The organism is Sinorhizobium sp. (assembly GCF_059070375.1).
Genome location: NZ_JCACWC010000002.1, coordinates 1 through 14,123, shown reverse-complemented (window position 1 = coordinate 14,123; position 14,123 = coordinate 1). Strand labels below are relative to the sequence as shown.

Annotated in this window: 13 protein-coding genes and 1 pseudogene; 6 read left to right on the top strand and 8 right to left on the bottom strand. The window is 61.5% G+C overall.

Annotation, left to right across the window (positions count from 1 at the left end; translation table 11 throughout):
• The first annotated feature begins 35 nt into the window (after positions 1-35).
• The 4 genes from AC5J09_RS04760 to AC5J09_RS04745 are packed head-to-tail and all read left to right on the top strand — an operon-like array spanning position 36 to position 4,727.
• On the top strand, positions 36-1,064 hold the full coding sequence (locus tag AC5J09_RS04760; protein WP_494297073.1) for a LacI family DNA-binding transcriptional regulator: 1,029 nt from the start codon (positions 36-38) through the stop codon (positions 1,062-1,064).
• Entirely contained in the window at positions 1,061-2,914 is a 1,854-nt protein-coding gene (locus AC5J09_RS04755; protein WP_494297072.1) for a DUF2264 domain-containing protein, read from the top strand. The genes AC5J09_RS04760 and AC5J09_RS04755 overlap by 4 nt, the downstream gene beginning before the upstream one ends.
• Positions 2,911-3,921, top strand: a complete 1,011-nt coding sequence (locus tag AC5J09_RS04750) for a hydroxyacid dehydrogenase (protein WP_494297071.1) — start codon at positions 2,911-2,913, stop codon at positions 3,919-3,921. The genes AC5J09_RS04755 and AC5J09_RS04750 overlap by 4 nt, the downstream gene beginning before the upstream one ends.
• On the top strand, positions 3,918-4,727 hold the full coding sequence (locus tag AC5J09_RS04745; protein WP_494297070.1) for a sugar phosphate isomerase/epimerase family protein: 810 nt from the start codon (positions 3,918-3,920) through the stop codon (positions 4,725-4,727). The genes AC5J09_RS04750 and AC5J09_RS04745 overlap by 4 nt, the downstream gene beginning before the upstream one ends.
• A 128-nt stretch (positions 4,728-4,855) precedes the next feature.
• Here AC5J09_RS04745 and AC5J09_RS04740 read toward each other — a convergent pair whose 3' ends face one another.
• From AC5J09_RS04740 to AC5J09_RS04715, 6 genes and pseudogenes are all read right to left on the bottom strand, one after another.
• A complete protein-coding gene (locus tag AC5J09_RS04740; protein ID WP_494297069.1) occupies positions 4,856-5,146 on the bottom strand; it encodes a DUF2243 domain-containing protein in 291 nt (96 codons plus the stop codon).
• 49 nt (positions 5,147-5,195) lie between these two features.
• A complete protein-coding gene (locus AC5J09_RS04735) occupies positions 5,196-6,020 on the bottom strand; it encodes a manganese catalase family protein (protein WP_494297068.1) in 825 nt (274 codons plus the stop codon).
• 173 nt (positions 6,021-6,193) lie between these two features.
• Positions 6,194-7,231 (bottom strand): aldo/keto reductase, encoded by a 1,038-nt coding sequence (locus tag AC5J09_RS04730; RefSeq protein WP_494297067.1) that lies wholly within the window; start codon positions 7,229-7,231, stop codon positions 6,194-6,196.
• A 259-nt stretch (positions 7,232-7,490) separates the two neighbouring features.
• The gene (locus tag AC5J09_RS04725) at positions 7,491-8,726 is read right to left on the bottom strand and encodes an MFS transporter (RefSeq protein WP_494297066.1); all 1,236 of its coding nucleotides are present in this window, start codon (positions 8,724-8,726) and stop codon (positions 7,491-7,493) included.
• Between the two features lie 23 nt (positions 8,727-8,749).
• Positions 8,750-9,016, bottom strand: a pseudogene (locus tag AC5J09_RS04720) (hypothetical protein); the annotation flags it as partial.
• A 1,539-nt stretch (positions 9,017-10,555) separates the two neighbouring features.
• Positions 10,556-11,095 (bottom strand): LabA-like NYN domain-containing protein, encoded by a 540-nt coding sequence (locus tag AC5J09_RS04715; protein WP_324764048.1) that lies wholly within the window; start codon positions 11,093-11,095, stop codon positions 10,556-10,558.
• A gap of 574 nt (positions 11,096-11,669) precedes the next feature.
• Between AC5J09_RS04715 and AC5J09_RS04710 the strand changes: the two genes are divergently transcribed.
• Positions 11,670-11,954 carry a hypothetical protein gene (locus AC5J09_RS04710; RefSeq protein WP_494297065.1) on the top strand — a complete coding sequence of 95 codons (285 nt, stop codon included), beginning with the start codon at positions 11,670-11,672 and terminating at the stop codon, positions 11,952-11,954.
• Positions 11,955-11,960: 6 nt separating this feature from the next.
• A complete protein-coding gene (locus AC5J09_RS04705) occupies positions 11,961-12,323 on the top strand; it encodes a hypothetical protein (protein WP_494297064.1) in 363 nt (120 codons plus the stop codon).
• Between the two features lie 386 nt (positions 12,324-12,709).
• Here the strand turns inward: AC5J09_RS04705 and AC5J09_RS04700 are convergent, their stop codons facing one another.
• The gene (locus AC5J09_RS04700) at positions 12,710-13,489 is read right to left on the bottom strand and encodes an SDR family oxidoreductase (protein WP_494297063.1); all 780 of its coding nucleotides are present in this window, start codon (positions 13,487-13,489) and stop codon (positions 12,710-12,712) included.
• A gap of 30 nt (positions 13,490-13,519) precedes the next feature.
• On the bottom strand, positions 13,520-14,123 hold a 604-nt coding region (dgoD, locus tag AC5J09_RS04695; protein ID WP_494297062.1), incomplete at its 5' end, for a galactonate dehydratase.

Below are 14,123 nucleotides of genomic sequence, written 5' to 3'. Positions count from 1 at the left end.
TTGCAAATTTGCGTTGATTGCGCAATGTTTGCACCATGATCGAAAGACCCTCCCGAAGACTCCGTCAGGCCGACATTGCCGCACACGCAGGTGTTTCCGTCTCCACCGTCTCACGCGTCCTCGCGAATGAGCCCGGCATCAGCGAGGATGTTCGGGTGCAGATCCTCAAGGTCGCCAACGACCTCGGCTACCCTCTCAAAGCCAGTGCCGCGGCAGGCCCTCGCACGCTGGCGCTTATCGCAAGCAACGGCGTTACCGGCAATCTGAGCGCATTTTACCAGGGCATTGTCGATGGCCTGCGCTCCGAGGCGGCCGAGCAGGGCATGTCCTTCGACATCCGCCTCGTAAACGAGGCGAAGGCGACGCCGCAAGCCGTTGGCGGACATATGCAATCGGTCGGTGCGCAGGGGCTTTTCCTGGTCGGCATAGATCCCTGCGAGGCTCTTGCGAAATGGCTCGTGGAAAGCCGTACCCCCATCGTCCTCGTCAACGGCGTCGATCCACAATTGCGCTTCGACGGTGTCTCGCCGCCGAACTTCTTCGGCGCCTTCGCGGCGACACGGATGCTCCTGGACGCCGGCCACCGGCGTATCCTCCACCTGACCGGATCGCATCGGCATACGATCCGCGAGCGCGTGCGCGGCTTCGAAGCGGCCGTCGCCTCCGTGGATGGCGGCGATGCGCGTGTCGTCCGCCTGCCGTTCGCGAACAACTCCAGCGCCGAAGCCCATGCGGCAACGCTCGCCGCTCTTGCCGAGGACGAGGGTTTCACCGCGGCTTTCTGCATGAACGACTTCATCGCAGTGGGCGTTCTCGAGGCGGTGACCGAACTCGGCCGGCGCGTACCGGACGATTTCGCGATCATCGGTTTCGACGATCTGCCCTGCGCCGACATGGCCAATCCGCGCCTATCGACGATGCGCGTCGACCGCGCAGCGCTCGGCCGCGAAGCGGTCGCTATGATGCAGTTTCGCTTCCGCCATCCGGACGTGCCCGCCCGGCATGTCACTCACGCCGTCGTCCCGGTGCCCGGCGGCACAATTGCCCCGAAAGACAATCCATGACCTATGATCCCGCCAGCGCCAACCCGCTTGCCGGAAATCCGCTCGAGACACGCGGCGACATGCAGCGCGCGCTGCTCGATCTCTTCGATCCGCTGGTCCCCTATTTTTCCAAAGGAAATGCGCGGGTCCGTCTCGACGCCGCCGCGGCTCATTTCGACCGGGCCGCTGCCGATCTGGAAGGCTTTGCACGGCCTCTCTGGGGTCTTGCTCCCTTTGCCGCAGGCGGCGGAAGTTTCGCGCATTGGGACCGTTATGCGGAAGGGATAGCCAACGGCACCGACCCTGAACATCCGGAATATTGGGGACAAGTGAACGGCCGGGACCAGCGCATGGTCGAGCTTGCCGCCCTTGGCTTCGCCCTGGCGCTGGCGCCGGAGAAACTGTGGGATCCCTTGAGCGGGCGTGCAAGAGACAATCTCGTCTCTTATCTCCTCCATGCCCGCAAGTTCGACTACGCCGACAACAACTGGAAGTTCTTTCGCGTTTTCGTCGACATCGCTCTCGATCGCCTCGGCATCGAGCACGATCGCAGCCTGACGAAGGCCTATCTCGCCGAACTCGACGGCTTCTATATCGAGGACGGCTGGTATCGCGACGGCAATGTGCGGCGCGTCGACCACTACATCGGCTTTGCCATGCACTTCTACGGGCTGATCTATGCGCGCCTCGTCGAAGACGACCATGCGGAACAGTATCGCGAGCGGGCGGTCGCCTTCGCCCAGGATTTCCGCTACTGGTTCGCCGAAGACGGAGCGACCCTCCCCTTCGGCCGTAGCCTCACCTATCGCTTCGCCTGCGCCGGCTTCTGGGCAGCACTGGCCTTTGCCGACCTCGAGGCGCTGCCCTGGGGCGAGATCAAGGGGCTCTGCCTCCGCCACCTCAGATGGTGGGCAGACAAGCCGATAGCGGATCGGGACGGCGTTCTCTCCATCGGCTACGGCTATCCGAACCTCCTGATGTCGGAAAACTACAATTCGGCCGGTTCGCCCTATTGGGCCTTCAAGGCTTTCCTGCCGCTTGGCGTCGGCGAAGACCATCCCTTCTGGACGAGCGCGGAAGAACCGCTGCGGCCACTGGCCGATCCGGTTGCCCTTCGCCATCCGGGCATGGTCATGATGCCGGTTGGAGGGGACGTGGTGGCGCTTTCCTCCGGCCAGGAAAACCGCCAGATGCGTTTCGGCTCGGAGAAATATGCGAAATTCGCCTATTCGACGCGCTACGCCTTCAGCGTCGAGAGCGACGAACGGGCATTTGCCGGCGGCGCCTTCGATTCGATGCTGGCATTCAGCGACGACGGCATTCATTACCGGGTGCGCGAGGCCAATGAGGTGGTGCGGCTTGCGGACGATGTGCTGTTTTCCAAATGGTCCCCCTGGCCGGACGTCGTTGTCGAAACGTGGCTTGTTCCCGCTTCGCCCTGGCACGTGCGCGTGCACCGGATCACGACGCCCCGGGCCTTGGAAACCGCTGAAGGCGGCTTCGCCATCCCCCGACGGGATTTCGAGGCCGACACGCTCGCCGCCGAGGAAGGGACGGCCCACGCAATCGGCGCCGAAGATTTCAGCGGGATCCGCGATCTCGGCTCGACCGTCCCGCGCGAAGGCCTGGTCCAGAAGGCGCCGCCCAACACCAATCTGATTGCCGCAAAGACATTGGTGCCGCAGTTGCGGGCCAAAATCCCCAGCGGGGAAACGATATTCGCCTGCGCCGTGCTCGCAGCCCGCAACACTTCCGCCGTCGCCGAAGACTGGTCCAACCCGCCGGCGATGCCCGATATGGAGGCGCTCGACGCGCTCAGGGCGGAAGGCTTGACCGTCAGCGCCATGCAAGCGCCCGGTTCGATGCCATGACCCTCCCGACCGTCGTCTTTGCGATGCAGCCGGAAAGGACGCGTCATGTTCTGACGCCGGAGCTTTTCGCGCGGCTCGGCGCCTTCGCCCGGATACCGGATCAGCGCCCGGTGACGGAGTTCGCCGATGAGCGGTCGCAGCGATTGCTGGCGGAGGCCGAGGTCCTGGTGACCGGCTGGGGCGCGCCGTTTATCGATGCGGCCGTCCTCGCCCGGGCGCCGCGCCTTCGCCTCATCGTCCATGCCGCCGGCACGATCAAGGGGCTCGTCGGCGAGAGCGTGTTTGATGCTGGGGTCAAGGTCAGCCACGCGGCGGAGGCCAATGCCGTGCCGGTCGCCGAGTTTACCCTCGCAGCGATTATTTTCGCGGGCAAGCAGGTGTTCCGCTTCCGCGATGTCTATGCGGCCGACCGCGGGCGCGAGCGCACCCAGATTCTTCAGGGCGAAGCGATCGGAAATCATCGCCGTACCGTGGGGATCGTCGGGGCGTCGCGGATCGGACGCCGCGTAATCGAATTGCTGTATCTCCTCGACTATCGATTGCTGCTCTATGATCCGCTGGTCAGCGACGCCGAAGCCATGGCTCTCAAGGCAGAGAAGGTCGATCTCGATACGTTGATGGCCCTGTCCGATATCGTGTCGCTGCACGCGCCGCTGCTGCCCGAAACCCGGCACATGATCGACAACCGCCAACTCGCCCTCATGAAGGACGGCGCGACGCTGATCAACACGGCGCGCGGCGCGTTGGTGGATGAGGCGGCACTCATCGAACAGCTGCAGTCGGGCGCGATCAATGCCGTGATCGACGTTACCGACCCCGAAATCCCGGACAAAAACTCACCGCTTTACGACTTGCCGAACGTATTTCTGACGCCGCATATTGCCGGCGCCATCGGTTTGGAACGCACGCGCCTCGGGGAAATGGCGGTCGATGAAGTGGCGCGGTTTCTCGAAGGCAGTCCGCTCCTGTTCGAGGTCCACAAGCAGGATCTGGGGCGCATGGCATGAACGCTTTCGAACCGGCTCTCTGCACGGTCACCTTCCGCAAGCTACCCGCCGGCGAAATCGTCGCGCTCGCAGCGAAGGCGCCGCTCGCCGCCATCGAATGGGCGGCAGACGCCCATGTTCCTCCGGGCGACACGGCCACCGCCCGCACTGTCCGGCGCCTGTGCGAAAGCGCGGGTCTCAAGACCTCCTACGGCTCCTACGTCGCGCCGCCGCCAGACGACCTTTCCGCCCTCGAGCCCGCACTGGCAACGGCGGTCGCGCTTGGTGCCTCCAACATCCGCATCTGGCCGGGCACGCGTCAGCGCGATTCGAGGGATTACAGCGCCCATGAACGGCGCGCCGCGGCGAATGCGATCCGCGAAATGGCCGCGGAAGCTGCCCGGCATGGCGTCACGGTCTCGCTGGAATATCACCCACAGACCCTGACGGACGAGACCGGGTCGGCGCTCCGCCTGATCGAGGCGGTCGCGCACCCGAATGTCTATCTCTACTGGCAGCCGCGGCCCGGTCTCCCGCTCGATGAGGCCCTCGTGGAGATCGTTCGCATCGGCGAGCACATTTCGCATCTCCATGTCTTCGCCTGGGATGGCGACCGCAACCGCTTCCCGCTGGCATCCGCCGCCGACTACTGGCGCGCCGTGCTGGCCGCCATGCCGTCGTCGCGCTGGACCGGGCGGCGTTTTGCCATGCTTGAATTCGTGGCGGGAGACGATCCGGCGGCATTTCTGGCGGATGCGGCGACACTGAGACAAATCCTGAAGATGGAGTTCCCGCCGGGCGCCTCTGCCATTGCAGACGAACCATGACTGCTCTACCGACCACCCTCTGGTGGTCCTCGCCCGTTCGCTGCCAAGGTGGCACCAGGCAGCCGAAACCCTCAAAGTCGAAGCAGTGGCGGTGCGGCGGCGAACTGACATATGTCGGAATCGCGGCGCTATCGCCACAAGAACCCGAGGCCAACGAGCAGCAGGACATACATGGCAAGATGAAATGCCGGGTCGGCCGTTACCTGGGACCGCAGGTCAGCCCCGCGATCCCTAAAGCCGGAGAGCAGGTGGTGCCATTGCAGGATCTGGTGCAGGAGTATCCCGTAGAAAAGCCGCCGATCGCCACGCCGAAAACAAAGCAGCCGATATGCCGCCGCGATCTTTGTGTTCGGGGCAAGCTCATCCCCTCCGTGATACGGCCAACCGGATCGGCGATAGAAGCGGCTCACCGTGCCCATCACCACTTTCCCGACGGCGCTCTCGTGCCCACGGCGCTTTGCTTCCGTCTTACATCTGCTCCGCCTGCGCGCCGCTGTTCGGCTTGGCTTTGGCAAGGACGGGCTTCTGTCCCATCGCCATGGTCGGCCCGGCTTTGAAGCTACCTTTGCCGTCGATCGACTGGCCCTGCGACCATCGCCCAGCCACGGCGTCCTTACCGTCCTGCTGGAAGCCGAGGAAAGCGTAGCTGAACTCCAGCTGTTCCTGGTCCTGGGGGAAGCTGTTCGGGATCGGGAAGGCTCCCTGGTGACCGCCAAGCTCTTCCAGGGCTGCCAGCCATTGGTTCTGATGCATGGTGTCCCTTGCTATGAGGAAGGACAGCATGTCTTTCATGCCGGGATCGCTTGTCATTCCGTAGAGCCGCACGGCCAACACGCGACCGGTCGCTTCGGCCGCCACATTGGCGGTCATGTCGGCAGCAATATTGCCGCTGGCGTAGATGTGGGACATATCGAAGGGCACGCCATCGGAATCGACGGGCATCGCTGCCAGGCCGGAGGACAGCAGATTTTTGAGATTAATGCCGCCGAGGACTGCACCGCCCACCGGGTCCGCGGCAACTTCCTCCCTGATGCTCAGGGGTGCACCCTCGAGGTTTAGAGCGACTGCCGTAGCCAGCATCTCGATGTGGCCAAGCTCCTCCGCGGCAGTATTCATCAGGAGGTCGCGGAACTTGGCGTCTCCCCGTGCCCCGCAAGCCTGGAAGAAATATTGCATGGCGACGCGAATCTCGCCCTCAATGCCGCCGATCGCCTGTTGCAGCGCGCGGGCAAACAAAGGGTCGGGAGTCTCGACACGTACCGGATATTGGAGTTTGCCGTCCGTAAAAAACATTGCCGCCTCCTTGCGTGAAAAGCGCCTAACAAAACTGTTTGTGCCTTGTTCCCGCAGGGACGGGGAAACCAATATCACGAATGGAGAAAGCTGCGGCTCGGGTGATCAAGCGTTGCTGCGGTGATGCTCAGGTCCAACAAATGGACAGGCCGGCGTCATCTCGCATATGTATCTCAAGCAATTCTCCAATTTGCAGCAAAGGACCGCTCTCGTTTGCTTTGCCTGTGCCAGTACGGATATTGCAGCCATGGCTGGCTGATCTCATCGAGCTTCGTGCGCTCTTCCTTGGTCAGTTTCAACTCTGCAGACGCGAGATTGTCGCGGAACTGCTCCTCGGTGCGGCCACCGACGATGACCGACGTAACGCCTTTGCGGCCGATCAACCATGCCAGCGCGACCTGTGCGGCGGAGACACCGCGACCTTCGGCGATGTCAACCAGCGTGTCGACGATGTTCCAGAGCCGGTTTTCGTCGCGGATCGGCGGTTCGGTCCAGCCGGCGAACTGGCGCGTCCCCTGGGGTGTGGCCTGGCTACGGCGATGCTTGCCGGACAAAAGTCCCCCGGCGATTGGGCTCCAGACGAGAATGCCGAGACCCTGGTCGATGCTGACCGGGATCAGTTCGTTTTCTGCGTCGCGGCTTTCCAGCGTGTAGTGGATCTGCTGGCTGACGAAGCGCTGGTAGTGGCCGCGCTCGGAGACGCCAAGGGCCTTCATGATATGCCAGCCAGAGAAGTTGGAGCAGCCGATATAACGCACCTTGCCCTGGCGCACCAGCGTGTCGAGTGCCTCCATGGTCTCTCCGAGAGGGGTCAATCCGTCCCATTCATGCACCTGATAGAGATCAATGACGTCGGTCTTGATGCGTTTCAGGCTAGCCTCGCAAGCAGCAATCAAATGCTGACGCGACAGGCCGCGGTCGTTTGGTCCGTCTCCCATCGGGAATCGCGCTTTGGTAGCGATTAGCATGCCCTTTTTGCGCGGACCACCGAGGATCTCACCCAGTATTTCCTCGCAAAGTCCATCGGAATATGCATCGGCGGTGTCGATGAGGTTGACGCCGGCATCAATGCAGAGATCAACGAGACGACGAGCCTCTTTAACGCCGAGGTCGCCGACCGTCTTCGCCCAGCCGACGCCGCCGAACGTCATGGTGCCCATGGTGATGGTGGAAACTTTCAGGCCCGATCGGCCTAGCAGTCGGTATTCCATCTTAAGTTCTCCTTTGGACGGGGTGTTTCTCAATCCGTCAAACTGCTCGACACAATACGGTGCATTTTCCAGCGGAAAGAACCGCCGGAAAAAGCACGAGGTTCAATTCTGCTCCATCACCTTGCGCCAGAGGTCAATGCCACCCTCCCCCGCATCGGAGCCGATCTCCGTCTGTGGTAACGACCGGCCCGCAGTCCACGCGTTGCGCCGCGGGGTCATTTTCGCCGAAGACGCGCATTGGCCATCAGTGAAGCCGGCGCTACGGCACCGCGGCAGTCAGAGAAGGTGCATTTCTGGTGAGTATCCGTTCCCTGACAAGAACCATGATGAAAATGCTTCCCAGGCAGTAAACGCCCATGCCGGCGATTTGCAATGGATAAGGTACCCCGACATCAATCAGGAACCCCGTCAGGCCTGGTCCCATGGCGGTAGCGAAGACAATGAGAGCCACAATGATAGCGCGGATGCCGCCGAGATGTTCCAGACCATACATCTCTGGCCACAGCGCTCCGAAAAGCGTCGATGACGCACCGAGCGAAGCGCCGAGCAGCGTCATGAAGGCGAAAGCGCTCCACTGCGCATCGACAAATGCCAGCATGAAGCACGCAGCGGCGAGTGGCAACAAATAGTACGGCAGGATTTGCACGGCGCTGAACCTGTCGATCAAATAGCCCGAGAGCAGCGACGAGAGCACCGTCATCGTCGATGAAACGATGAAAGCCCTGGCGAATACCTCAAGGGACCAGCCGCGAAGTTCAACGAGGTAGACCTGATGGAAAAAGATGGTTGTAGCGATGAAGCCGGGCGCAAGGACGCCCGCAAGCGCCATCCAAAACACAGGATCCCGCAGCACTTCCTTGCGTGTCCAATCTCTCGCAGCCGAACGTCGTTCAGGGCCATCGCTTAGGCTCGGGGTACGCTCGACCCGCAAAAGCAGATAGATCGCTGGCAGACCGACGATCAGAATGAAGACGGCGGACATGAACCATGTGGTCCGCCAGCCGACGAGTGGCGCAACCGCCACGAAAGCAAGCGGAAACAGTGCTTCGCCGGTTTGATTGCCGAGGCTCGCCAGGGACACCGCCCTTCCGCGTTGCGCCGAGAACCAGCGCCCCATCGCAGTTATCGCATTGTGCGTCATCATGCCTTGGCCGAATAGACGCAGCAGATAGATCGTCATGAACAGCCAGAACCAGTGCGACGCAAACCCCATCGCGACCGTCGCCACGGCAAGCATGGGAAGGGTGAGCAGGAGAACCGTACGCGCGCTTGCGTGGTCGACGACCCGGCCAAGCTGCGGCAGAGTAATTGCACTCAGCAGAGTCGCGCCCATGTAGATTGTGCCGAAGGCACCGTGGCTCAGGTCGAATTCTCGGCGGATGTCGCCGGCGGACAGCGATATGAAGAACGTCTGCCCAAAGGAGGAAAAGAAGCATAACAGGAACCCACCTGCCAGCCATCGGCTGTTTTTCACCAGAAACGTTGTGAATGGCATGTGGGTCCCGTTTGCCAGCTTGCTCAGTGCGCCGTCGGTGCGACGCCCTCACCTTTATCATGTACAGGGACGCGGTCGAGCATCCAGACTCTTGCCTCGTTGACACCGATGAGCTCCATGCGGGCAATGTTTTTGATGGCGATCTTGTCCAGCGCACCAACGGCCGTGATAGTCTCACCGACGTCGATGATGACCTTTTCCAGCGGTTCGGCGAAATCGAAGGCCGCGATGAAGGCTTCGGTCGAGGCGAAGAATATCTCGCCATCGACATGATAGGTGCGCACCTTGCCGCCTAGTCACCCCGGCCGTCAACCGCCACGGAGTACAGCCCCTCTCACCATAGATGACTGGAACTTACATCCCTTGATAATAAGGGACGGCATGTCGAACTGATCATGCCGCCGTTGCTCACAAAGGGCCTGAGATCGGTCTCCGACTTCTTTTGAAGCCGCTCGAACTGTTGGCCGGCCAGCACGCCGCCGAGCGCCCAAACGCAGACGCGTGCGGTCGGCACCAGCGCATCGATCGATGTGAAGCGGACCTTTCCGTTGCGATGGACGACCTCCGCCCCCGTAAACCCGCTTCACTGCAGAATTCTTGCAACCGTCCCGTGTCGCCGAGACTAAAGGGCGCGCGGAATGTGTCTCCCACCTCTTCCCGAATAGATGACCGAACGACAGGCGCGAAGGCGCCGTACCCCGCGAATTCTCAACTGCATCGCATGCGGCAACCGCCAGCCGCCCCCGCTCTTAGAACTCGCATCATCTCGATGAGCGGCCTTCGGCTTGTCCTCAATGAACATGAAACCGAACTGGCTCACGACGACGTCAAAGCCGTTGTCCGGCAAGGACAGCGCCTCGGCCGTTCCTCCAGGGTGCCCGTGTGATCACTGCTGTACGGCGGAGACCAGTCATGTTCCCGTCGTGTGAACGTCGTCATGGCGCTTAGGGTGTCTTTTCGCCCTCTACCGGAACCGACCCGTTGGTCGGCGTTTTCGTCACATTAGGTTTGTGCGGGGCTAGTGGTGCATACTGTGGCCATTTCGCTCGGCGTAGCGGCAATCTTTCAGTCGTCGTACTTGGCCTTTGACGGTTTGAAGTCTGTGGGAGCTGCCTACCTGATCTACTGCATACAAATTTTTCCGCGCTAAGTCAGAGCACCTCAACCCAATCCTGGCGGCAGAAGCAGTGGCAGGAGGATGGATGCGACGAAAGGTAGAGCGGCCAACGGCAGGCCGCGCACCGTTTCGATCAGACCGACAGAAAGAAGCCGTGGAATACAGAAAGAAGCCGTGGAATGGGGAGTACCGAACGGCGCCCCAGCGCCAGGAAAATTGCAAACGGAAATATAAGCCCAAGCGACAGCAGCGCTAGAAGCAGGGTGACCGGCAGCCCCCCCAGTTAAACGTCGATACTGGAGCCATGGGCGAGCGGGAGATCGCGCAGAGCATCTCGGAACATATTTTAAGCCGCGTCGATGTACTCGGCAACTCCCCTTCCTAGCGAAGCCAAACGGGCATCACGTCGGAGTATGCAGCGCCGGCTTCAGAATAGTTGAAGCCCGGGTCTTGCGGTCCGGCTGAGTCAATTCGCAAAAAGGTATTCTGATGCAACACTAAGCATACACCGCAATCCTCCTCCACCAAGAGAAGAGGATCTAAGCACAACGCGGGAAGATGGCTGCAGCAAAGACATGATCCAAAAGTCGTAGAGAGACAACGAAAATAAGGGGATTGACGAATCATGATACTACCTACACTCAGGGTTGCGGTAGCGCCCTGCGGCTTCACGCCTCAGGTGTCGGTACTGCGTGGCCATTTCGCTGCCATTTCAGGCGCTGTCTGAATGCTCCCGACTTATCTCGCCCCGGAGCCTGTCCAGCTCGATAAAGTGATCGGCTTCGCGGCGCAGTGCGTCTGAAATCATCGGCGGCCGTGTTGCCATGGTCGACACGACCGAGACCTTGCACCCCTTGCGTTGCAATGCCGCGACTAGGTTCGTGAAGTTGCCATCGCCTGAGAAGATCACGAGATGATCGGCCGTCTCCGATATCTCAATGGCGTCGATCGCTAGCTCCACATCCATGTTGCCCTTGACCTTGCGACGTCCGAGCGAGTCGGTGATTTCTTTGACGGGTTTGGTCACCACCTGGTATCCGTTATAGTCGAGCCAGTCGATCAGCGGCCGGATTGTAGCCGTTTCCTGGTCCTCCACCAGCGCGGAATAGTAATTGGCACGAAGCAGATAGGCGCGCTTCCGGAAAGCTTGGAGCAGCTTGCGATAATCTATGTCGAAGCCGAGCGCCTTCGAGGCGGCAAAGAGATTGGCGCCGTCTATTAGGAGCGCGATCTTCTCCCGCTGATCGAACATGGCCGCTCTCTCCCGCCGCAGGGCTCCGGACCGGAACCAATCAGCTTGCGCGACGGTACCGTCGCCTCAGGAGCATTATACGTGAAGCATGCACCGCTTGCGCATAGTCCGTTCGGCGCATCCTTCCTCTCGGGCCTTCAAGGACAAACCCTCGCAAAGAAATTTTGCTGGCCGGCCTTGTCAGTCCAGTGCCAATTATGCGCGACCCAGCCTCGACCGTGGCGCCGCCGAGCGGAGGGCGGGAATCTACGTTGCGTCTTTCAATGCTGCCGTGTGGCGGCAGGATTGTCCGACAACTCGAACGCCCCGTTGGCGCGCACGTCGCTGCACGGCAAGGACGCCTGGGCGCGGGCGGCGACGACTGACGCTCTGCGATTTTAGCACTTGGGATTCCGGACAGTACAGCGTGGAAATCACGTGCAGCACGTTGGGACCGCTTGCCATTACCAGGGCCACTCGTATTTCAGGAATTGAAGAGCGTCATCAGGGCCGGAGCCGGCAGGTCATGCCGTTTTCCAGGGGTTACCGACAGAGGTACGTGCCGAAAATTCCCTTCACGGAACTAGTTCCGGCCTTGTCTCTACGTGCACTCTGCTCCGCTGAAGCCTGCAACTGCGGGGCCGCCGCTTGCGGGCGACCAGCCGTCCGCGCCGGCCTGGTGAACGGCATCACCCAGACGATCATCAAGCCGACGGCGCCGGGAGTACCCGACATCTACCAGGGCAGTGAAGGCCTCGACCTTAGCCTCGTGGACCCGGACAACCGTCGTGAGCCGGACTTCGAGATGCTGCAGCAACGGCTGACGGAGAAGAGAAAGCACGCCTGCGCCGCCGAGGAGGATTGGCAGGCGGCTGGCTGAAACAGCATGTCATCGCTACCCTGCTGCGTGTTCGCCAGGAGGCGCCGACATTGTTTCGCCGGGGGGAAGTATCTGCCGCTCAGGGCATCGGGCAAGCACGGCGACAACGTCATCGCCTTTGCCCGTGCCGACATGGACGACACCTTCATCGTCATCGCCCCGCGGCTCGTGTTAAGCGCGCTGCATGCAGGCCTGGCTCCGTTTAAGTCCGAGCGCTGGGCGGAAACGGCGATAACTCTGCCCGAAAGGCTGGGACACCGCCGCTATCGCGATGTATGCACCGGCACTCTTTTCGAAGTTGATAGTAGCCTCGATGTGAACCGGGCTCTCAACGGGTGGCACTTCGCTCTGCTGCGGCAGGATCGATAGCTGCCCGACGCCGGTCTGGATGGCGCGCACAAGCCCGAAGCTTCGCCAATGTCGGCCAGCCAAACGAGGTCCTTAGCCCTGAGCAAGCGACACCTATGTCCAACTCGTCATTCTTTGAGGTTACCGCTGGATAAGCCTTCAGCTTGGAGCGACTGTTGACGACGACGCCGTCAACTCCGCCGTCTCCTCGGCCCATGCCGAGCGAGTCAAACTTCGCCTTTTCGACTGAGTTTTTTGTATCGTTTACTTTGACAACATGTCGTCGCCAGCGACATATCAGGACTATAGGACTAAGTCTGCCAAGCGCTTCAGCATTTTTGCTCGGGGCACTTGGCGAGCGGGTCTCTAGCCACGGCTGTGAGCGCCTACGGTGGCGGCACAGGGCTTCAAGCGGGATGATGCAGGACGCTGAGGCCGCCATCCACCGTCAGGCAGGTCGCGTTCATGAAAGGGCACTCGTCGGAGATCATGAAGACGGCGGCGCGGGCGATCTCTTCTGCCGTCGCGATGCGGCCGCTCGGATGGAGCTTCATGGTTGCCGCCTCGGCTGCTGCCGGGTCCGGGAAACTGTTCCAGTAGTCGTAAGCCTTCTGGGTCAACACATAGCCCGGCGCCAGCGCATTCACGCGAATGCCCTTTGGGGCATATTCGATGCCGAGCGCCTTCGTCATGCCGAGCAGCGCGTGCTTTGCGACGGGGTAGGGAAAGGTGTGCGGAATGATGGTGAAGGCATGAGTGGAAGCGATGTTGAGGATCGCCCCGCCGCCTTGTTCGATCAGGCCAGGCAGCACCGCCTTGCAGCAGTTCCAGGCACCACGGAGGTTGATGTCGAAACAGCGCTGCCAGTCGGCATCGCTCATCTCCAGCGGCTCCGAGAAGACGTTGACCCCGGCATTGTTGACGAGCGCATTGATCGGACCGATCGATGAAGCGGCTGCCGACACCACCGCCTCGATCGCATCGGCGTCCGTAATGTCGGCTTCGGCGTAGGCAAGCGCCCGCCCCTCCCGCTGCAGCCGCTTCGCCTCCATTTCAAGCAGGGGACCGTCTCGGTCGACGAGGAAGAGTGCCGCCCCCTCCGACAGGAACATTTCGGCAATCGCAAGGCCGATGCCCTGCGCCGCACCGGTCACCATGATCCGCTTGCCTTTAAGCCGGTCACTCATCCCTGCCTCCTTTCGGTCCGCGCATAGTCTTCACCACTCGGCAACACTGCCGTCCGAATGGCGCCAGATCGGATTGCGCCAGCGATGCCCCTCCTTCGCGCGTTCGATCACATAGGCCTCGTCCACCTCGATGCCGAGACCGGGCCCCTGCGGAATGGAAACGAAGCCGTCTTCGTAAGCGAAGACCTCCTTGTTGGAGATGTAGTCGAGGATGTCGTTCGCCTCGTTGTAGTGGATGCCGAGGCTCTGCTCCTGGATGAAGGCGTTATAGCTGACGGCATCGACCTGCAGGCAGGCGGCAAGCGCAATCGGCCCGAGAGGGCAGTGCGGCGCCAGAGCCACGTCGTAGGCCTCGGCCATGGCGGCGATCTTGCGGCATTCGGTGATCCCGCCGGCATGGGAAAGATCCGGCTGGATGATGTCGACGAAGCCGTCGGAGAGAACCGATTTGAAGTCCCAGCGCGAATAAAGCCTTTCGCCGAGTGCGATCGGCGTCGAGCAATGATTGGCGATTTCCCTCAGGGCTTCGCGGTTCTCGGAAAGCACGGGCTCCTCGATGAACATCAGCTTGAACTGCTCCAGCTCCTTGGCGAGTACCTTCGCCATCGGACGGTGGACCCGCCCATGGAAATCG

Bases quoted from the DNA above. Each gene is read 5' to 3' on its own strand.
- AC5J09_RS04750 (WP_494297071.1), top strand. From the start codon at position 2,911: ATGACCCTCCCGACCGTCGTCTTTGCGATGCAGCCGGAAAGGACGCGT.
- AC5J09_RS04705 (WP_494297064.1), top strand. From the start codon at position 11,961: ATGTCATCGCTACCCTGCTGCGTGTTCGCCAGGAGGCGCCGACATTGT.
- AC5J09_RS04740 (WP_494297069.1), bottom strand. From the start codon at position 5,146: ATGGGCACGGTGAGCCGCTTCTATCGCCGATCCGGTTGGCCGTATCAC.
- AC5J09_RS04730 (WP_494297067.1), bottom strand. From the start codon at position 7,231: ATGGAATACCGACTGCTAGGCCGATCGGGCCTGAAAGTTTCCACCATC.
- AC5J09_RS04760 (WP_494297073.1), top strand. From the start codon at position 36: ATGATCGAAAGACCCTCCCGAAGACTCCGTCAGGCCGACATTGCCGCA.
- AC5J09_RS04735 (WP_494297068.1), bottom strand. From the start codon at position 6,020: ATGTTTTTTACGGACGGCAAACTCCAATATCCGGTACGTGTCGAGACT.
- AC5J09_RS04755 (WP_494297072.1), top strand. From the start codon at position 1,061: ATGACCTATGATCCCGCCAGCGCCAACCCGCTTGCCGGAAATCCGCTC.
- AC5J09_RS04725 (WP_494297066.1), bottom strand. From the start codon at position 8,726: ATGCCATTCACAACGTTTCTGGTGAAAAACAGCCGATGGCTGGCAGGT.
- AC5J09_RS04715 (WP_324764048.1), bottom strand. From the start codon at position 11,095: ATGTTCGATCAGCGGGAGAAGATCGCGCTCCTAATAGACGGCGCCAAT.
- AC5J09_RS04745 (WP_494297070.1), top strand. From the start codon at position 3,918: ATGAACGCTTTCGAACCGGCTCTCTGCACGGTCACCTTCCGCAAGCTA.
- AC5J09_RS04700 (WP_494297063.1), bottom strand. From the start codon at position 13,489: ATGAGTGACCGGCTTAAAGGCAAGCGGATCATGGTGACCGGTGCGGCG.